The organism is Mesorhizobium sp. M0227 (assembly GCF_040321855.1).
Taxonomy (GTDB): domain Bacteria; phylum Pseudomonadota; class Alphaproteobacteria; order Rhizobiales; family Rhizobiaceae; genus Mesorhizobium.
The window spans coordinates 618291-636325 of sequence record NZ_JAMYSJ010000001.1; the positions used below are offsets into that span (position 1 = coordinate 618291).

Below are 18035 nucleotides of genomic sequence, written 5' to 3' on the forward strand. Positions count from 1 at the left end.
AAATTATCTATAATTTGCAATCGATCGAAGGAATCCCAATGACAGACGTCGCATTCTCACCCGGCAAGCCGTCGTTCAGTCCGCTCCGGCTCCAGGATCGTTCTCTTGCCTGGCAGGTTGGAGCCGTCGTGCTTGGCACGCTGTTCCTGGCGCTGGCGTCCTATATCGAGGTGCCGATGGTGCCGGTCCCGGTAAACATGCAGACCTTTGCGGTGACCCTGATCGGCGCCCTCTATGGCTGGCGGCTTGGCGCGCTGACCATCGTCGCCTGGCTGGTCGAGGGGGCCATCGGCTTGCCGGTTCTGTCCGGAGGGGTAGGGGGCGCGTCGTATTTCGTCGGGCCGACGGGTGGCTATCTCTTCGCCTTCCCGCTTGTCGGCGCGCTGGTCGGCTGGCTGGCCGAACGCGGCTGGAACGGCAAAAGGGTGATGCTTGCCTTCGTCGCCATGCTGCTTGGCAACCTTGCCTGCCTTGTGCTTGGCACAGCATGGCTTGCCATCATGATTGGAGCCGAACAGGCCGTTGCCTTCGGCTTCCTGCCGTTCATCGTCGGCGGCTTGCTCAAGTCAGCGCTGGGTGCCGCGACCCTCATGGCCCTTCCCGGCGGCAAGGCGAAGCCGGCCAATCCGTGACGATCAGGCTGCGCGCCCATCACCTTCTTTGCCTGCTCACCTATGTGGGCAAGGGATACGGCCCCGCCTTCATCGCCAATTATGATCGCGTCGCGGAGCGCCTGAGCCGGGGCGAGGACATCCTCCTCGTTTCCGGCCCCGACGATGTCTGCGCTCCACTGCTCGACGAGCCGGAACCTCACTGCTTCAACGAGAGCGTCGTCGAGCGGGACCGGCTCGCCGCGCTGGATGTAGAGGAATTGCTGGCGCGGCCAATCCGTGTCGGCACCCACCTCGATCTCGACACGGGGACCTTAGCCCGGATGCGGCAGGCGTTTTCGGCTGGCCTTGTACGCAAGGCCTGCGGCGGCTGCGAATGGAACGAACTGTGCAGCACGATAGCGGCCGGTGGATATAGCGACGCGCTGGTGCAGCGGTCCGCGTCGCCAGCCGAGGGCTGATATTGGCCCCGAGCCTTAGCGGTCGAAGCCGAGCTCAAGGGTCGAAGCTGTGATATATTCGGCGCTGCGCAGGGCCATGGCCGAAATTCAAATCGGAAAACTGCCCCCTGTCGCCATGGTTTGTTAATCGGGTGCCCGGATTGTGAATTCGAGGCGGATTGAAGCGCGACCCCAAAAAGGCCATGCTTTGCCTGGAAAGATCGAGTCTACGCCGATCCCGCTGACGCGGAGATGGCGCCTGGCTGAAAGGGATACGATGCGGCAAGGATGTGCGCGCTGGCTGACAAGGCTGGCAATTGTGACAGGCATGGCGATCTCGGCTTTGCCGGCCTATGCCAAGCAGACCAGCGAACCGGTCAAGATCACGTCGTTTTCGGGCGCCTATCTGGCAGCCCGGATCGCCGAAGGCGATAACGACCTCGACAGCGCCATCGCCTACTACAAGCAAGCATTGGCCTTTGACCCGAGCGACACCGGCCTGCAGCAGAGCCTGATGCTGTCGCTGATCGCGCAAGGGCGCTTCGACGAGTCCCTGGTCTATGCCGACAAGCTCAAGGAAGTGCCTGACGTCGAGCGTTTCTCGCGGTTGGCGCTCGCCGTCGATTCCTTCCACAAGAAGGATTTCACCAAGGCGCAGTACTGGCTCAAGCTGTCGCTGGAATCCGATCTCGACCGGCTGATCTCCGGGGTGATGTCCGGCTGGGCGCAGCAAGGCGCCGGCGAGCCTGCCGATGCGATGGCGTCCATCGACAAGCTGCAGGGGCCGGATTGGTTCGGCCTGTTCAAGTCGTTCCACCGTGCCCTGATCGCTGATGCATCCGGCATGCCCGAAAAGGCCGAGGCGATCTATGCCGCGACCATGCAGGACACCGCCGCCGGTGGTGCCGCTCCCGAAACCTGGATGCGCAACGCCCAGGCTTACGCCTCGTTCCTGGCTCGCAAGGGCGACAAGACCAAGGCCCTGTCGGTGCTCGACCAGGCCGAGGCGTTTTCGCCGGGCAAGCTGGAAATCGTCGCCTTGCGCGACCGAATTGCAAAAGGCGACAAGATTGCGCCGCTGGTTGCCGGTCCATCCGATGGCGCCTCCGAAATCCTGCTCGACCTCGCCACCGCGCTCAACCGTGGTGGCGGCGAGCCCTTCGTCCGCCTCTATCTGCAATATGCGCTTGCTTTGAAGCCAGATAGCGACGCTGCCCTTGTGCAACTCGCCGCCGTGTCCGAGCAATTGAAGGACGGCGAAGGTGCCATCGCGCTCTATCGCCGGATTCCCGCCGCTTCGCCGCTGAAGGAGCTTTCGGACCTGCAACTCGGCCTCAATCTTGCCGATCTCGACCGTCACGAAGAAGCGATCACCCATCTGAAAGCCTTGGTCGACGCCCATCCCAATGACATGCGCGCCTATCTGGCGCTCGGTGGCGTCTATTCCTCGAAGGACGATTTCCGTTCGGCCGCCACTCTCTACGATAAGGCCGTCGAGGTGCTGAAGGCGCCGACCGCGGCCAACTGGAACATCTTCTACCAGCGCGGCATCGCTTATGAGCGCCTGAAGGAATGGCCCAAGGCCGAGCCGAACTTCCGCAAGGCGCTGGAACTGTTCCCCGACCAGCCGCAAGTGCTGAACTATCTCGGCTATTCCTGGGTCGACATGAACATGAACCTCAAGGAAGGCCTGGCGATGATTCAAAAGGCCGTCGACCTCAGGCCGAGCGACGGTTACATCGTCGATTCGCTGGGTTGGGCCTATTTCCGCCTCGGCAGGTTCGATGACGCGGTGCGCGAAATGGAACGCGCCGTGTCGCTGAAGCCGGAAGATCCGGTTCTCAACGATCACCTCGGCGACGCCTACTGGCGCGTCGGCCGCAAGCTGGAAGCCACCTTCCAGTGGAACCAGGCTCGCGACCTGAAGCCGGATCCCGATGTGCTGGCCAACTTGCAGCAGAAGCTGATGAAGGGCCTGCCGCCGATCGAATCCAACACGGCGCAGGAGACCCCGAAGGTCAAGCCGGAGCCGGTGCCCGCCCCGAAGGGATGAAGTCAGCCATTTGAATTCAACGCAAGCGGGGCTCTTTCGGAGTCCCGTTTTCGTTTGAACCGTATTAGGCCGGCTGCCTCAGAAGAGCTTGCGATAGACGACGAAGCCGGAGTGTTCGGCGACCTTGTCGTAAAGCTTCATCGCCGTGTGATTGGTCTCATGCGTCAGCCAGTACACGCGGCCCGAGCCGGCCGCCTGGGCGCGCTCGTAGACGCCCTCGATCAGCGCCCGTCCGATGCCTTTGCCACGCGATGCCTGCGTGGTGAAAAGGTCCTGCAGATAGCAATTCGGTGCGATCGCCGTGGTGCTGCGATGGAAGAGATAGTGCACGAGGCCGAGAAGCTGTCCCTCGCCTTCGGCCACCAGCGCGTGGACCGGCTCATAGGCATCGAAGAAACGAGACCATGTCATCTGGGTAATCTCACCCGGCAGGGCCGTTTCGCCCGAGCGGCCATAAAATGCATTGTAGCCATCCCACAGCGGCAGCCATTGCTCGAAATCCTGTCGCGCGACAGGGCGGATGACGATCGGGCTGGGCATGGCTGAAACCTGTTGTCGTTGCTGCACAGGCAAACAGAGCGTAGGCCCGAGAGATGGGCAATGGGCCAGCCCCTGCAAAGCTTTCAACATTGTCCATAATGTCGGGGTGACGGCATCGGCGTGCTTTGCTTGACGCTTTGCTGCTGGGTCTCTAGGACGTGCCGGCAAGCTAGCCTGTGCTGTCGAGGCCACCCGTGACAATTGAAATCCCCGCCCATATGCATCCCAGCCGCTCGTTCCAGGGGCTGATCCTGACCTTGCACAACTATTGGGCGGCCTATGGCTGCGTCATCCTGCAGCCCTACGACATGGAAGTCGGCGCCGGCACGTTTCATCCGGCAACGACGCTGCGCGCGCTCGGCCCAAAACGCTGGAACGCTGCCTATGTCCAACCCTCGCGTCGTCCCAAGGATGGCCGCTATGGCGAGAACCCGAACCGGCTGCAGCATTATTACCAGTACCAGGTGATCCTGAAGCCGAACCCGCCCAATTTGCAGGAGCTCTATCTCGGCTCGCTGGCGGCGATCGGCGTCGATCCGCTGCTGCACGACATCCGCTTCGTCGAGGATGATTGGGAAAGCCCGACGCTGGGCGCCTGGGGTCTCGGCTGGGAATGCTGGTGCGACGGCATGGAAGTCTCGCAGTTCACCTATTTCCAGCAGGTCTGCGGCATCGAATGCGCGCCTGTGGCCGGCGAACTAACTTACGGGCTGGAGCGGCTGGCCATGTATGTGCAGGGCGTCGACAATGTCTACGACCTCAATTTCAACGGCCGCGAAGGCGCCGACAAGGTCACCTATGGCGATGTCTTCCTGCAGGCCGAGCAGGAATATTCGCGCCACAATTTCGAATACGCCAACACGGCGATGCTTCTGCGCCACTTCGAGGACGCCGAGGCCGAGTGCAAGGCGCTGCTCGACGCCGGCGCGCCGGCATCGAACGACAATCTGCCGATGCACCGCATGGTTTTCCCGGCCTACGACCAGTGCATCAAGGCCAGCCATGTCTTCAACCTGCTCGACGCACGCGGCGTGATTTCGGTCACCGAGCGGCAGAGCTATATCCTGCGGGTGCGCAATCTGGCCAAGGCTTGCGGTGAGGCATTTTTGAAGACGCAGGCGGGTGGCTTGGCGGCCTGAGTCTCAGGCCCGCTTCATCATCTCGAAGGAAGCTTTGATCGGCAGTATGTTCTGGCTGCTGGCACCGTCGATCGTGCGCAATGCCTGTCGAACGCCTGGCATCGAGAAGGCACCGTGAGCCTGCGCGGTGAAGCAGGCGCCGAGTGCGAGGATCTGCAGAAGTCTGGATGCCGTTTTCATGATCGTTGAGCCAAATGTTCCCTGCCTGAGCGTGGGTCGCTTCAGCGCTGCGTTCGGTTCATGGAAATCTTTGATCCAAGGACGGGTGGCGTGGTCTCGTCCCGACAGGGCGGTCAAAATTTGTGTAAAGGGTGACAGCAGCCAGCCGAGTTGCTATGCCCCGCCCGGACCACTCTCCCGCATGAGCTGACCCCGATGCCTGACCTGCTTCTAGAACTTCGCTCCGAGGAAATCCCTGCGCGCATGCAGCGCAAGGCGGCGGGTGATCTCAGGAAGATGCTGACCGACGGTTTGGTCGAGGCGGGACTGACCTATGAGGCGGCGCGCGAGTACTGGACGCCGCGGCGGCAGACCCTCGACATCAGGGGCCTGACCGCGCGCTCGAAGGATATAAGCGAAGAGATCAAGGGGCCTTCGACATCGGCGCCTGAACAGGCGGTCCAGGGTTTCCTGCGCAAGGCCGGACTTTCCTCGATCGCCGAGGCGCATGTCCATTCCGATCCGAAGAAAGGCGATTTTTATGTCGCCCACATTTCGAAGCCGGGCAGGGCGGCGGAGGAGATCATCGCCGAACTGGTGCCGGGCATCATCCGCAATTTTCCGTGGCCGAAATCGATGCGCTGGGGGCCGGCCTCGGCCAAGCCCGGTTCACTGCGCTGGGTACGGCCGCTGCAATCGATCCTGTGCACCTTCGGCCCGGAAACAGAGGAGCCTGTCGTGGTCGATTTCGAGATCGACGGCATTCGCTCCGGCAACATCACCTATGGCCACCGCTTCCATGCGCCGGATGCCATCACGGTGCGCCGCTTCGACGACTATGTCTCCAAGCTGGAAGCGGCCAAGGTCGTGCTCGATGCCGACCGGCGCAAGGAGATCATCCTTGCCGATGCCCGCAATCTCGCCTTCGCCAACGGGCTTGATCTGGTTGAGGACGAAGGGCTGCTGGAGGAAGTGTCCGGGCTGGTCGAATGGCCGGTCGTGCTGATGGGCGAGTTCGAGGAGGCATTCCTCGCCATTCCAGCCGAAGTGATCCGGCTGACCATTCGCGCCAACCAGAAGTGCTTTGTGACGCGGCCGCAGGGTTTCGACGACGCGCTTTCCAATCGCTTCATCCTCACCGCCAATATCGAAGCGAGGGATGGCGGCAAGGAGATCGCCCACGGCAATGGCAAGGTGGTGCGCGCCCGCCTGTCCGATGCGCTCTATTTCTGGACGACCGACCAGGGCGACTTGCCTGACCTGCGTGAGCTCGAGGCATCGGCGGAAAAATTCGGGCTTGATCTCAAGAAGCCGCTCGACCAGCGCATGGCCCGCCTCGACCATCTCGGCGTGACTTTCCACGCCAAGCTCGGCACGCAAGGCGAACGGGTGGAGCGGATTGCGCGGCTTGCCGAGGAACTGGCGCCGATCATCGGCGCCGATCCGGCACTGGCGCGGCGCGCTGCCGTCTTGGCCAAGGCCGATCTCACCACCGAAGTCGTTGGCGAGTTCCCAGAACTGCAAGGCGCTATGGGTCGCAAATATGCGCTGCTTCAGGGCGAGCATGCATCGGTCGCCGCTGCAGCGGAGGAACACTACAAGCCGCAGGGCCCGTCCGATCGCGTACCGAGCGATCCAGTGTCGGTCGCTGTCGCGCTCGCCGACAAGCTCGATACGCTGGTCGGCTTTTGGGCGATCGATGAAAAGCCGACCGGGTCGAAGGATCCCTACGCACTGCGCAGAGCTGCTCTTGGGGTGGTGAGGCTGGTGCTGGATAACGAGACGCCGGTAAGCCTTCTTTCGATCGTAGCTGAACATCGAAGAATCATTGAAGACCAGATCGACCGCCGGCACGCTGAAGAGCAGGTCAAGTTGGGTGGCGACTATGTGAGTGCACGGGCGCACGCCGGCGACGGAAAGTCTGGGGATCGCGACCTCCTGGCCTTCTTCCACGATCGCCTAAAGGTCTACCTCCGCGATCAAGGCGCTCGGCACGACCTGATCGATGCGGTGCTGGCGACAGGTTCGCGCCCGATCTCCCCCCTAGAGGGGGAGATGTCGGCGAAGCCGACAGAGGGGGGCGCTGTCCCGCCGTCCTCTCAGCGCCAAGTACCCCCCTCTGCCCTGCCGGGCATCTCCCCCACAAGGGGGGAGATTGGCCAATCGTCCAATGACGACCTGCTGCAGATCGTGCGCCGGGTCGAGGCGCTGGGCTCCTTCCTCGACACCGAGGATGGCAAGAACCTGCTCGCCGGCACCAAGCGTGCGGCCAACATTCTGGCCGCCGAGGAGAAGAAGAAAACGGTGGTCGCCGAAACCGTTGAGTCGGCACTCTTGCGCGAGGATGCCGAGAAATCGCTGTTTGCGGCGGTGAATCAGGCTGAGAAGCAAGCCGGCGAAGCGATTCAAAACGATGACTTTTCCGCCGCCTTGCTGGCGCTTAGCGTGTTGCGCGAACCGGTTGATTCATTCTTTGAGCATGTTCTTGTAAACGATGAGGATCAGGCGGTGCGTGCCAACCGCCTGGCGCTGCTCGCCCGCATCCGCGCGGCCACCGGCCAGGTCGCGGATTTCTCGAAGATCGCAGGTTAAGGCGAAGAAAATATTCTTTGCCGCCGGCCGTTCGAGCCGGCTTACAGGCATATGGCGATGATCTCTCCGTGGCAAAAGGGACATGTTCCCCAACCCCACGGAGGCTTCTATGAATTCCGATCACGACATCGAAGTGACAGAAGAAACCCCGGCTTCCGCCGAGGCGCTTGAATCCGCTTCCGAAACCATCCTCGATCATGCCGCCGCCGCAGCGGTCGAAGCCGCTGACCTGTCTGATGACGACGCGAAGAGTCCACCGAAACTGCCACGCTCTCGGATGACGACGAAGATGAAGACGACGAGGACGAAGACGAAGACGACGCCGAGGATAGCGTGAAGGCTGAAGGCGACGAGTCCGAAGAAGATGACGACAAGGAAGAAGCGGCCTGATTTTTTCAGCCGCCGGTTCCATCGATGGCAAGGCGGTGCTGAGGCGCCGCCTTTCCCTGTCAGTCGTCCCCGAAGCCGACTGTCAGCCGCCCCGGGCGACGGCCCGGTCAGTTCTCGAGAATGCTGACGCGCACGCTGTTTTCGTAGACATCGACCTGGATCAGCGGTTCGCCATTGACGATGGCGCGCTTGGTCGAGGAACTCATCGCGCCGCCGCGTTCCAGCATGCGTTGCAGGTCGGCGCGCTGGCCGTTGGTCCTGAACCAGCCATCACCCTCGTCGTCGCTGTCACGGCGGTGGAATTTGTGCCAGTTGGCGCGGTCCTGCCGCACCATCTGCGCGGCATTGTCCAGCGCATAGCCGTCACTCGCCTGATGGTCGCGATCGGAAATGCGCGCGACATAAGATCCCAGCATGTCGTCGGCGTGAGCTGCGACGACGCCAAGCAGTGACGCCAGCAGAAGGCCAGCCCCGGTTACGATTCCAGCTTGTCTCATGGTCCCCCCCTTTACCCCCTAGTGATGAAATCCCGTCTGCCAAAACCGCCTGGCGAAATACAGGCGATGGCGTCCTGCGGCTGACATAAACCGAAACGGGGTTTGCTTGGCAATGGTGCGCCGGGCGCCAGACCGCCGTCAAGTCACGCCATCGATGTCAGCCTGTCTTCAAGCCGGGGCTATTTGGTGTAGCCGTTGGGAGGCATGCGCTGACCTGCAGCCGGCGCCGGGGGACTCGGCGGGGTGGGTTGGTTCTCGGTCCCCGAGGGGGCTGCGGAGGCGGTGGCCGTTGCCGGCGCCGTGCCAGCGGCCGGCGCAGTACCTGTCGCTGGTGCAGCGGTTGGCGCCGGTGCCGGGAAGTCGGGACCGGTAACGCCGCCACGAATGACCATCGGGCCTGGCTGGAAGCCGTGCCCGGTCGCGGGCTTGTCCGGGATCGCCGCTACCTTTTCATCGGTGACGTCGGGCTGCGATTCCCCTATTGCCACCACCGACCGCGCATCGCTGGCGTTGACTGCATCGGCGGTTCCAGGCTGGTTGGGGGCGCCGATCCTGACGATCGATGGTGTGGAGGATGGCGTGCCTGGAAAAACCAGGGATGACGCCTGGGCTTCGCCGGCCGCAGCAGCAAGAATGATACCCAACAAGATACGCGCAGACACTGATATCGCTCCCCTTTGCCCAGAAGCTGTTCGATAGCAGGCCAGAATTGATGCCGGCTTTCGTGGAAACATAGCATTTTAGGGATTGATAAATCGCCAATGCTCCTGCTCGCCAACAATCGGTTACCCAACAGCGACTTGCCCAACGGCCGCCGTCGTACTACGCACCCCGCATCTGTGAGGTGACGAGAGTGGCTGAAATACTTGGCTCGGGCGAGGCGCTGGAGCGGGCGCTGGCGCTGCTCAGGGAGGGCGATGTCGTCGCCATCCCGACGGAAACCGTCTACGGGCTTGCCGGCGACGCCACCAACGGCATCGGTGTGGCGCGCATTTTCGAGGCCAAGGGCCGGCCGCGCTTCAACCCGCTGATCGCTCATGTCGCAGATATGGCGATGGCAGAGCGCCTCGCGCTGTTCGATCCGCTGTCCAGGAAACTGGCGCTGGCATTCTGGCCAGGTCCGCTGACGCTGGTGCTGCCGCAACGACCCGGCAACGGCATCCATCCGCTGGTCACCGCCGGGCTCGATACGATTGCCTTGCGCATGCCGAGGGGCTTTGGCGGCGAGCTGATCGCCAGGCTCGGCCGCCCGCTTGCAGCGCCCAGCGCCAATTCATCCGGCAGGATCAGCGCAACGACCGCGCAAGCGGTGGCCGCCGATCTCGGTGCGCGGATAAAGCTGGTGGTCGATGGCGGGGCGACGCCGGTCGGGCTGGAATCGACGATTCTCAAGGCCGAGGGGGACAGATTGCGGCTGCTGAGGCCCGGCGGCATCGCCGCCGCGGAGATCGAGGCGGCCATCGGCATGGAATTGTTGCGCGGCGGCATCGCCGGTATCGAGGCGCCGGGCATGCTTGCCTCGCACTATGCGCCAGGTGCTGCGATGCGGCTCCATGCCGGCACGGTCGGCGAGGGCGAGGCTTTGCTCGGCTTCGGCAGCCAGAGGGCGCAAGGCTGGCGCCGCGCCGAAGCCTTCCTCAATTTATCCGAAACCGGGGACCTGCGCGAAGCGGCGAGCAATCTGTTCGCCTATATGCAGGAGCTCGACCGCAGCGGCGCGCGGACCATCGCCGTCGAGCCTATTCCCTTCGACGGGCTCGGCGAAGCGATCAACGATCGGCTGTCGCGTGCCGCCGCGCCTCGTGACATCCACAACCCGCAACATAGTTTTCCCCCATGACCGAAATCACAGAGACACTCGATCCCGCTCTCATAGATCGCTTCACGGCGATCGTCGGCGACAAATATGCACTGCGCGACGAGCGCGATATCGCGCCCTACCTCATTGAGCGACGGGGGCTCTGGCACGGCGCGACATCGCTGGTGCTGCGGCCGGGCAGCGTCGACGAGGTCAGCCGGATCATGCGGCTGGCGACCGAGACGGGCACACCAATCGTGCCGCAAAGCGGCAACACCGGCCTGGTCGGCGCCCAGGTGCCGGACAGGTCCGGGCGCGAAATCGTCCTGTCGCTGTCGCGGCTGAACCGCATCCGTGAAATCGATGTCTTGTCCAACACGGTGACGGTCGAGGCCGGTGTCATCCTGCAGACGCTGCAGGAGGCGGCCGACGCCGCCGACCGGCTGTTTCCACTGTCGCTGGCCGCGCAAGGCTCCTGCCAGATCGGCGGCAATCTTTCCTCCAATGCCGGCGGCACCGGAGTGCTTGCCTATGGCAATGCGCGCGAACTCTGTCTCGGTGTCGAGGTGGTGCTGCCGACCGGCGAGGTGTTCGACGACCTGCGCAAGCTGAAGAAGGACAACACCGGCTACGATCTGAAAAACCTGTTCGTCGGTGCCGAAGGCACGCTCGGCGTCATCACCGCCGCCGTGCTCAAGCTGTTCCCGAAGCCGAAGGGGCGCGAAGTCGCCTTCGTCGGCCTGTCGTCGCCCGAGGCAGCACTTTCGCTGTTCAGCCTGGCCATGGACCGTGCCGGGGCAGCACTCACCGCTTTCGAACTGATCGGCAAGCGGCCCTATGATTTCACGCTGGCGCATGCCCAGGGCGTGGTGCGGCCGCTGATCGAGGACTGGCCGTGGTACGTGCTGATGCAGATTTCGTCCGGTCGTTCATCGGAGGATTCGAGAGCCTTGATCGAGGACGTGCTTTCGGCCGGCCTTGAACAGGAATTCGTCGGCGACGCCGTCATTGCCGCGAGTCTCACGCAGGGCGATGCCTTCTGGAATTTCCGCGAGCTGCTGCCCGAGGCGCAGAAGCCGGAGGGCGCCTCGATCAAGCACGACATTTCGGTGCCTATTGCATCGATTCCGCGTTTCATCGCGGAGGCTGCCGGCGCCGTGGCGTCGGTGAGCGCCGGTGCCCGCGTCGTCTGCTTCGGCCATATGGGCGACGGCAATCTCCACTACAACATTTCGCGGCCCGTCGACGGCGACGATGAGGCGTTCCTCGCTCTCTATCATCCCATGAACAAGGCGGTGCACGATGTGGTGCGCAGCCTGCACGGTTCGATCTCGGCCGAGCACGGCATCGGCCAGTTGAAACGCGACGAACTGATCGCCACCGCGCCGCCGATGGCGATCGATCTGATGCGAAGGGTTAAGGCCGCTTTCGACCCGGCCGGCATCATGAATCCGGGTAAGGTTATCTGATCCTTTCGACATCTTGTGGCTGGTGGGATTCCGATAACCATCCCTGAGATCAGCAAAATTTAACCGACTTTCTTAAGCGGGGCGGTAAGGAGCCCGCGCTACTGTCTCCATACAAACGAGGCCGGAAAAACCGGCCCGGAGAGAACCGGACACCGGCTCTCAGGAGACAGACAGGAAGGCCACTCTATGAACACCGGACTGAAGCCAGTCTGGGCGGGACGCAACATGCGTCTCGACCCATTCCGCCTGCCGCAAGTGGTGAGCTACGCGACTCGCGACGACTACGGCGATGTAACCTTCACCATCGACCAGCGCGGCGCCGTGATCCGCCGCCTGCTCGAGATGAGCGGCCTGCCCGCAATCATCGTTCTGCCCGCCAATGCGTTCCGCGGCGTTGCCGCCCGCGCCATGGAAGACCCGGACGGCAATGTCACGGTGACCCTGGAACTCCTGCACAACGACCCGATGCTGTCGGTGCCGCTGCTTGTGGCCGACGATCTCGACGATGTCGCAGCCGACTGGCGCGCCTGGGCCGACGCTTACCGTCTGCCGATGCTGCTGATCGAATCGGACGGCGTCGCCCGCACCCTGGAAGAATCGCTCGGCGCCGCCATCAAGACGCTGCCGCCGCAGGATAGGCGCAAGGGGCGGATTTCGAACACGCGCCGCCCGCGTTTCCTCGCTCGCCGCAGAGCAGGCGCCCTCGGTCTCAGGCTGGTCATCGACGGCCAGGAGATTATTTCGCGCGACTGAGCATGATCCCGCTGGGAATGCTGAAACGGGAAGCCGCTAAACCAGCGGCTTCAGCGCCACCCACACAGCGCCGCCGATCAGGCCGAGGAAGATCAGCCAGCCGACCTGGTTGTTCGACCTGAACAGTCGCAGGCATTGGTCCGGATTGTCGATATCCAGAACCGCGATCTGCCGCGCCATATGGGCGCCGGCGGCAATCAGCCCGGCCAGCGCCACCACCGGCGCCTGCGCCGACGCGAAGGCGATCGCAAAACAGATCAGCGCGCCACCATAAAGCCCTGCCAGCCACGCCTTGGTGTTGTCGCCAAACAGGCGTGCCGTCGAGCGCACGCCGACAATGGCGTCATCTTCCTTGTCCTGATGTGCGTAGATCGTGTCGTAGCCGATCACCCACAGGATCGAGCCGATATAAAGCATGACGGCAGGCCCATCGAGATCGCCGAACTCGACCGCCCATCCCATCAGCGCCCCCCAGGAAAAGGCAAGGCCGAGCACAAGTTGAGGCCAGTTGGTTATCCGCTTCATGAATGGATAGATGGCTATGACCGCCAGCGAACAGATGCCGAGCAGGACGGCGAAGCTGTTGAACTGGATGAGCACGACGAGGCCGACCAGCGCCTGCAGGGCAATAAACAGCCATGCCCGCCGACGGGTCGCCTTGCCCGACGGCAGCGGCCGCGAGCGCGTGCGCTCCACCTGGCTGTCGATGTCCTCGTCGACGAGGTCGTTGTAGGTGCAGCCGGCGCCACGCATGGCGATGGCCCCGACCAGGAAAAGCACGAGATACACTGGTGCCGGCAGCAGTGAGAGCAGCGGGTCGCCGGGACGCGGATAGGCGCTTGCCGCCAAGGCCGCCGACCACCAGCACGGCCACAGCAGCAGCTGCCAGCCGATTGGCCTGTCCCACCGCGCAAGCTGCGCATAGGGCCATATCGAGCGCGGCAGCACGCGGTAGACCCAATGGCCGTTCGGCGCATCGGCGACACGGCCCTGGGCCGCTTTCGACTGGATGTTTTCCATGTCCATGGAGTGGCAGCAGCGGCAGAAACCGTCAAGCGGCAAGCGGTGCTCGTCAGCCTTTCACGAGGCAAAGATGTCGCGGGTGGCGAACCAGTCCTTGGCCACCTCGACGAAGGCCAGCGCTGCATTAGACACACGCTGATGCGTGTCATAGGTGAGCAGGATCCGCTGCATGGGCAGCGGATCGGACAGCGGCTTGCAGATGAGCGGCAGGCCATCATAGCTGCGGTCGCCGTGCGGGCGGGTGTAACTGACCGCGACGCCGAAGCCGTTGGCGACCATGCTCCGCTGCAGTTCGAACGAGCTTGTCGTCGTATCGGCCACCGGCGAAAGGCCGCGGCTGCGAAACAGGTCGAGCATGTGCTGCCAGCTGTGCGGCTGGTCCGTCGTGATCAGCGGATAGGCGGCCAGATCGGCAAGACTGACCATTGGCCGGTCCGCCAGGGCATGGCCTGCCGGCAACAGCGCGTGCGGGCGAAGTTCGCGCAGCAGGATGCGGGCGAAATGCGTCGGCAGGCTGAGATCATAAGTCAGGCCGAGATCGATGGCCGCATCACCCAGCCGTCGTCCCAGGGTCTCGAACGTCTCGTCGCGAACGACGATTTTGACGGCCGGATAGCGTTCGGAGAAGGCGCGGAGCAAAGCCGGCGCGAAGAACGGTGCCAGATCCTCGAAGCATCCCAGCACCAGTTCACCACCGACAGCCGATTTGCTTGAGCCCAGGCCGACGAGTTCGTCCGTTTCGGTGAGAACCTGCCTTGCCTTGGCCACGACGGCGCGGCCGAACGATGTCGGCGACACGCCGCTTCCGCGCTGGCGGACGAACAGCTTCTGGCCGAAATTCTTTTCGACCGCGTCGATCGCCACCGAAATCGACGGCTGAGAGACGTTCAGCATCTTTGCCGCGCCGGTGACGCTACCGTGACGCGCCACGGCAACCAGATAGCGCAACTGCGTCAGGGTCACACTCATAGGAGTACTCTATATGTCGGATGGAAAGTTATTATTTTACTGAATGAATTGATATTGCGATAATGGCTTCATTCCAAGAGGAGAACGCCATGGCTTCCCAGACTGCCACCATCGACGCCACCATGATCGACGCGTCCACGATTGCCGACTATCAGCGTGACGGCGCTGTCTGCATTCGCGGCGCCTTCAAGGGCTGGGTCGACACGATTGCCGCCGGCATCGAACGCAACATGCAGAGCCGCAGCGCCACTGCATCCGACATCGCCAACGGCCGCGGCAGTTTCTTCGATGACTACTGCAACTGGGAGCGCATCCCCGAATTCGTCAGCTTGGTGCGGGACTCACCCGCCGCCGAACTGGCGGCGGCGGTGATGCAGTCGCGCACCGCACAGTTCTTCCACGATCATGTGCTGGTCAAGGAACCCGGCACGCAGAAGCCGACGCCCTGGCATCAGGACATCCCCTACTATTTCGTCGATGGCCGGCAGACGGTGAGCTTCTGGATTCCCATCGACCCGGTGAAGGAAGCGACGCTGCGCCTGATCGCCGGCTCGCACAAATGGGACAAGATGATCCTGCCTGTGCGCTGGCTCGACGACAGCAACTTTTATGCCGGCGAGGGCGACTATCTGCCGGTGCCCGATCCCGACCAGGATCCGTCGATGAAGGTGCTCGAATGGGAAATGGAGCCGGGTGACGCCATCCTGTTCGACTTCAGGACCGCGCACGGCGCGCGTGGCAATATGACCGCGGCGCGGCGCCGGGCGCTGTCGCTGCGCTGGGTCGGTGACGATGCGCGCTATGTCGAGCGGCCGGGCCGCACCTCGCCGCCCTATCATGGCCATGGCATGCAGCCGGGACAGAGATTGCGCGAGGATTGGTTTCCGGTGGTCTACCAGGGCTGAGGCGGCAGCCAGAATATGAGCGCCGGTATTCGAGGCCCATATTCTGGCTGGGGTAACGTTCCCGTGCGCAATTCCGATCAAAACACCCTGATGCCTTGACCCGTCGCCCGGAGAGCAATAGCGGGTGCTCCAAGAGACTGTTTCGAAATTCGCGCTGGCGAGTCATATGGTGGTGGTTTCGAGAACCGTAGCGGAGCGGACATTTGGTCCGTGAGCAACGGAAGCGCAGAAAACGCCATCAGATGGCCGCCAGAGCAGAATTTCGGCATCAAGAGGTGGCCATGAACGTTCTTCTTCTGGGCTCCGGCGGCCGCGAACATGCGCTCGCCTGGAAGATTGCCGCATCACCGCTGCTGACGAAGCTCTATGCGGCTCCCGGCAACCCGGGCATCGGCAGCGAGGCTGAGCTGGTGAAGCTGGATTTAGCCGACCACGCCGCCGTGGCCGCGTTCTGCCGGGAGAAAAAAATCGACCTCGTGGTGGTCGGTCCGGAGGGGCCGCTGGTCGCCGGCATTGCCGACGATCTGCGCGCCGAAAATATCCGCGTCTTCGGTCCCTCCAAGGCTGCCGCACAGCTGGAAGGCTCGAAGGGGTTCACCAAGGACCTCTGTGCCCGCTACGACATCCCGACCGCCGCCTATGGCCGTTTCAGTGATCTGGCCTCGGCCAAGGCCTATGTCGAAAAGACCGGAGCGCCGATCGTCATCAAGGCCGACGGGCTCGCTGCCGGCAAGGGCGTCACCGTCGCCATGACGCTCAGTGAAGCACAGGCAGCACTCGATGCCTGCTTCGATGGTTCCTTCGGCGCCGCCGGCGCGGAAGTTGTGGTCGAGGAATTCATGACCGGCGAGGAGGCGAGCTTCTTCTGTCTCTGCGACGGTAACACCGCGCTGCCCTTCGGCACCGCGCAGGATCACAAGCGCGTCGGCGATGGCGACACTGGCCCCAACACAGGCGGCATGGGCGCCTATTCGCCGGCCCCGGTGATGACGCCGGAACTGGTCGAACGCACCATGCGCGAGATCATCGAGCCGACCATGCGCGGCATGGCCGAACTTGGCGCGCCGTTCTCCGGCGTGCTGTTTGCCGGGCTGATGATCACCGACAAGGGACCGAGGCTGATCGAATACAACACCCGTTTCGGCGACCCGGAATGCCAGGTGCTGATGATGCGGCTGAAGGACGATCTGCTGGTGCTGCTCAACGCGGCGACCGACGGCCAGCTTGCGCATACTTCGGTGCGCTGGCGCGACGAGGCGGCACTCACCGTGGTGATGGCGGCGAGAGGCTATCCCGGCACGCCAGAAAAAGGCTCGGTCATCCGCGGCGTCGAAGACGCGGCGAGCGACGGCGTCCAGATCTTCCACGCCGGTACCGCCATCAATGGCGGCGCGCTGGTTGCCAATGGCGGCCGCGTCCTCAACGTGACGGCATCAGGCGCCACGGTCGGCGAGGCACAGAAACGAGCCTATGCTGCCCTCGACCGCATCGATTGGCCGGACGGGTTCTGCCGCTGCGATATCGGCTGGCAGGCCGTGGCGCGCGAACAGGGAACCTGAAGTTCCGCGTTGGCTCACCGCTGGCCGCGATCGAGTTCGGTGGAAGCGGTGCTGAGTGGATCGGACACGGCAAAGGCAGCGTCGAGTTGTGCGGGTGAACGCCGTTCCGTCCGCTTCCAGGCGACATATTGGACAATGCCGAAGCCTGGTCGTCGCGGCACCGTCTTCACGACTGGCATGCGGAAGCCGTCGCGGAAACGGGACCAGCGTGTGCCCAACGCTGCAACCATGTCCTCGAAAGTCGGCGGCGCGGCCACAGACGCATAGGTGATGGTGACATTGCCGGCGAGGCCGGCCTCGCGTGAGACCGGTAGCGGTATCGAGGCGAGATAGTCCGGCGGCACGTCGATAAGCCCACCGAACGGCCATTGCGCGCGCAGCGTGGCGGCGTCTGTCGGCGCGACATTGACGTCTATGTCGTTAGGCGTGCCGGCAACCCTGTAAGGGCAGCGGAAACGGCCGCAATTGGCTTGCGCCGAAAACTGCCAAAGTGCGTAGCCTTGCCAGTTGCCCATCGGGAAATGCACGTCGATGTCGTTGGTGTAGCGCGCATACCAGAGCGGCAGCCGCGACAGGAGCCGGTATCGGTAGCTGTTGTCGGCAATGTACTGGGCGGTCTTGCCGTTGGTGTACAGCACCGGGAAACGGCCGATGCGGCGATGCACCTGGCGTACGAACTCCTCGGCGTCGTCAAGCGACATCCATTGCGAGGGATCATTGCCCTCGATGTCGAGAGCCATGAGATCGTCCGGCGCAGGCTCGGCGAAATCGAGGAAATTGTTGGCCTGCTCGACCGGATTGCCGGGGCGGGCAAGGTGATAGGCGCCCCATTTCAGGCCGAGTGCCTTGGCCACCACCCTGCGCGTCTGGAACAGTTCGCGCGTCACCGCATGACGTTTCCACAGCGCCTTGCAAAGCTTCACCTCGATGTCGTTGCCCAAGCAGAAATAGGCCGGCGGCATGCCGTCGGAGGCTTTGTTGATGAAGCCGACGACCCGCTTGTCGGTGGCGAGTTGGGCCCAGTCGATGGAATTGTATTCGTAGGCATCGACGACCAGAGCGCGGTCGGCGTTCTTCCACGGCTCGGAAAAATCCGAGGCCGTTGCCGCCGTCGAAAGCGCCATCGTCGCCGCAAGAG

18 protein-coding genes are annotated in these 18035 nt (G+C 63.3%); 11 read left to right on the forward strand and 7 right to left on the reverse strand.

The genetic code is table 11. The annotated features are described in order from the left end of the window. Nucleotides 1-38 precede the first annotated feature (38 nt). From NKJ00_RS02765 to NKJ00_RS02775, 3 genes are all read left to right on the forward strand, one after another. Complete coding sequence (locus NKJ00_RS02765; protein WP_352609411.1) at nt 39-632, forward strand: biotin transporter BioY; 594 nt, start codon at nt 39-41, stop codon at nt 630-632. Beyond that, a complete protein-coding gene (locus NKJ00_RS02770; RefSeq protein ID WP_352628606.1) occupies nt 629-1072 on the forward strand; it encodes a DUF1284 domain-containing protein in 444 nt (147 codons plus the stop codon). Before NKJ00_RS02765 ends, NKJ00_RS02770 begins: the two co-directional genes overlap by 4 nt. Nucleotides 1073-1328: 256 nt before the next feature. Next, complete coding sequence (locus tag NKJ00_RS02775; RefSeq protein WP_352609415.1) at nt 1329-3104, forward strand: tetratricopeptide repeat protein; 1776 nt, start codon at nt 1329-1331, stop codon at nt 3102-3104. Nucleotides 3105-3182: 78 nt separating this feature from the next. On the opposite strand, the gene NKJ00_RS02780 is transcribed toward NKJ00_RS02775, so the two are convergent. Further along, nucleotides 3183-3644 (reverse strand): GNAT family N-acetyltransferase, encoded by a 462-nt coding sequence (locus tag NKJ00_RS02780; RefSeq protein WP_023808656.1) that lies wholly within the window; start codon nt 3642-3644, stop codon nt 3183-3185. 218 nt (nt 3645-3862) lie between these two features. Here NKJ00_RS02780 and NKJ00_RS02785 point away from each other — a divergent pair, with 218 nt between their 5' ends. Next, entirely contained in the window at nt 3863-4783 is a 921-nt protein-coding gene (locus tag NKJ00_RS02785) for a glycine--tRNA ligase subunit alpha (RefSeq protein WP_056581147.1), read from the forward strand. Nucleotides 4784-4786: 3 nt separating this feature from the next. Here NKJ00_RS02785 and NKJ00_RS02790 read toward each other — a convergent pair whose 3' ends face one another. Continuing rightward, the gene (locus tag NKJ00_RS02790; protein ID WP_164755492.1) at nt 4787-4963 is read right to left on the reverse strand and encodes a hypothetical protein; all 177 of its coding nucleotides are present in this window, start codon (nt 4961-4963) and stop codon (nt 4787-4789) included. A 195-nt stretch (nt 4964-5158) separates the two neighbouring features. Between NKJ00_RS02790 and glyS the strand changes: the two genes are divergently transcribed. Then, nucleotides 5159-7534 (forward strand): glycine--tRNA ligase subunit beta, encoded by a 2376-nt coding sequence (gene glyS, locus NKJ00_RS02795; protein WP_128302475.1) that lies wholly within the window; start codon nt 5159-5161, stop codon nt 7532-7534. Nucleotides 7535-7643: 109 nt separating this feature from the next. Continuing rightward, nucleotides 7644-7871, forward strand: coding sequence for a hypothetical protein (locus NKJ00_RS02800; protein WP_502895878.1), 228 nt, complete (start codon nt 7644-7646; stop codon nt 7869-7871). Nucleotides 7872-8031: 160 nt separating this feature from the next. On the opposite strand, the gene NKJ00_RS02805 is transcribed toward NKJ00_RS02800, so the two are convergent. Together NKJ00_RS02805 and NKJ00_RS02810 are read right to left on the reverse strand one after the other, a co-directional pair. After that, nucleotides 8032-8421, reverse strand: a complete 390-nt coding sequence (locus NKJ00_RS02805) for a hypothetical protein (protein WP_352628609.1) — start codon at nt 8419-8421, stop codon at nt 8032-8034. Between the two features lie 179 nt (nt 8422-8600). Further along, nucleotides 8601-9083 (reverse strand): hypothetical protein, encoded by a 483-nt coding sequence (locus NKJ00_RS02810; RefSeq protein WP_352609417.1) that lies wholly within the window; start codon nt 9081-9083, stop codon nt 8601-8603. A 191-nt stretch (nt 9084-9274) separates the two neighbouring features. On the opposite strand from NKJ00_RS02810, the gene NKJ00_RS02815 reads away from it, so the two are divergent. From NKJ00_RS02815 to NKJ00_RS02825, 3 genes are all read left to right on the forward strand, one after another. Then, on the forward strand, nt 9275-10261 hold the full coding sequence (locus NKJ00_RS02815; RefSeq protein WP_352609419.1) for an L-threonylcarbamoyladenylate synthase: 987 nt from the start codon (nt 9275-9277) through the stop codon (nt 10259-10261). Then, nucleotides 10258-11688: an FAD-binding oxidoreductase gene (locus tag NKJ00_RS02820; protein ID WP_352628611.1), complete on the forward strand. Its 1431-nt coding sequence runs from the start codon at nt 10258-10260 to the stop codon at nt 11686-11688. Before NKJ00_RS02815 ends, NKJ00_RS02820 begins: the two co-directional genes overlap by 4 nt. A 186-nt stretch (nt 11689-11874) precedes the next feature. After that, nucleotides 11875-12441, forward strand: a complete 567-nt coding sequence (locus tag NKJ00_RS02825; RefSeq protein ID WP_023808648.1) for a DUF6101 family protein — start codon at nt 11875-11877, stop codon at nt 12439-12441. A gap of 36 nt (nt 12442-12477) precedes the next feature. Here NKJ00_RS02825 and ubiA read toward each other — a convergent pair whose 3' ends face one another. Continuing rightward, complete coding sequence (gene ubiA, locus NKJ00_RS02830; protein WP_352628758.1) at nt 12478-13461, reverse strand: 4-hydroxybenzoate octaprenyltransferase; 984 nt, start codon at nt 13459-13461, stop codon at nt 12478-12480. Nucleotides 13462-13521: 60 nt separating this feature from the next. After that, the gene (locus NKJ00_RS02835) at nt 13522-14433 is read right to left on the reverse strand and encodes a LysR family transcriptional regulator (RefSeq protein ID WP_352628613.1); all 912 of its coding nucleotides are present in this window, start codon (nt 14431-14433) and stop codon (nt 13522-13524) included. Nucleotides 14434-14522: 89 nt separating this feature from the next. Here NKJ00_RS02835 and NKJ00_RS02840 point away from each other — a divergent pair, with 89 nt between their 5' ends. Both NKJ00_RS02840 and purD read left to right on the forward strand, forming a co-directional pair. After that, nucleotides 14523-15338 (forward strand): phytanoyl-CoA dioxygenase family protein, encoded by an 816-nt coding sequence (locus NKJ00_RS02840; protein ID WP_352628615.1) that lies wholly within the window; start codon nt 14523-14525, stop codon nt 15336-15338. A gap of 281 nt (nt 15339-15619) precedes the next feature. Further along, a complete protein-coding gene (gene purD / locus NKJ00_RS02845; protein WP_352628617.1) occupies nt 15620-16897 on the forward strand; it encodes a phosphoribosylamine--glycine ligase in 1278 nt (425 codons plus the stop codon). Between the two features lie 14 nt (nt 16898-16911). Here purD and NKJ00_RS02850 read toward each other — a convergent pair whose 3' ends face one another. Continuing rightward, nucleotides 16912-18021: a glycoside hydrolase family 25 protein gene (locus NKJ00_RS02850; protein WP_352628760.1), complete on the reverse strand. Its 1110-nt coding sequence runs from the start codon at nt 18019-18021 to the stop codon at nt 16912-16914. Between the last annotated feature and the right edge of the window lie 14 nt (nt 18022-18035).

Bases quoted from the DNA above. Each gene is read 5' to 3' on its own strand.
- NKJ00_RS02765 (WP_352609411.1), top strand. From the start codon at position 39: ATGACAGACGTCGCATTCTCACCCGGCAAGCCGTCGTTCAGTCCGCTC.
- NKJ00_RS02775 (WP_352609415.1), top strand. From the start codon at position 1,329: ATGCGGCAAGGATGTGCGCGCTGGCTGACAAGGCTGGCAATTGTGACA.
- NKJ00_RS02780 (WP_023808656.1), bottom strand. From the start codon at position 3,644: ATGCCCAGCCCGATCGTCATCCGCCCTGTCGCGCGACAGGATTTCGAG.
- NKJ00_RS02785 (WP_056581147.1), top strand. From the start codon at position 3,863: ATGCATCCCAGCCGCTCGTTCCAGGGGCTGATCCTGACCTTGCACAAC.
- NKJ00_RS02790 (WP_164755492.1), bottom strand. From the start codon at position 4,963: ATGAAAACGGCATCCAGACTTCTGCAGATCCTCGCACTCGGCGCCTGC.
- glyS (WP_128302475.1), top strand. From the start codon at position 5,159: ATGCCTGACCTGCTTCTAGAACTTCGCTCCGAGGAAATCCCTGCGCGC.
- NKJ00_RS02800 (WP_502895878.1), top strand. From the start codon at position 7,644: ATGAATTCCGATCACGACATCGAAGTGACAGAAGAAACCCCGGCTTCC.
- NKJ00_RS02805 (WP_352628609.1), bottom strand. From the start codon at position 8,421: ATGAGACAAGCTGGAATCGTAACCGGGGCTGGCCTTCTGCTGGCGTCA.
- NKJ00_RS02820 (WP_352628611.1), top strand. From the start codon at position 10,258: ATGACCGAAATCACAGAGACACTCGATCCCGCTCTCATAGATCGCTTC.
- NKJ00_RS02825 (WP_023808648.1), top strand. From the start codon at position 11,875: ATGAACACCGGACTGAAGCCAGTCTGGGCGGGACGCAACATGCGTCTC.
- ubiA (WP_352628758.1), bottom strand. From the start codon at position 13,461: ATGGAAAACATCCAGTCGAAAGCGGCCCAGGGCCGTGTCGCCGATGCG.
- NKJ00_RS02835 (WP_352628613.1), bottom strand. From the start codon at position 14,433: ATGAGTGTGACCCTGACGCAGTTGCGCTATCTGGTTGCCGTGGCGCGT.
- NKJ00_RS02840 (WP_352628615.1), top strand. From the start codon at position 14,523: ATGGCTTCCCAGACTGCCACCATCGACGCCACCATGATCGACGCGTCC.
- purD (WP_352628617.1), top strand. From the start codon at position 15,620: ATGAACGTTCTTCTTCTGGGCTCCGGCGGCCGCGAACATGCGCTCGCC.
- NKJ00_RS02850 (WP_352628760.1), bottom strand. From the start codon at position 18,021: ATGGCGCTTTCGACGGCGGCAACGGCCTCGGATTTTTCCGAGCCGTGG.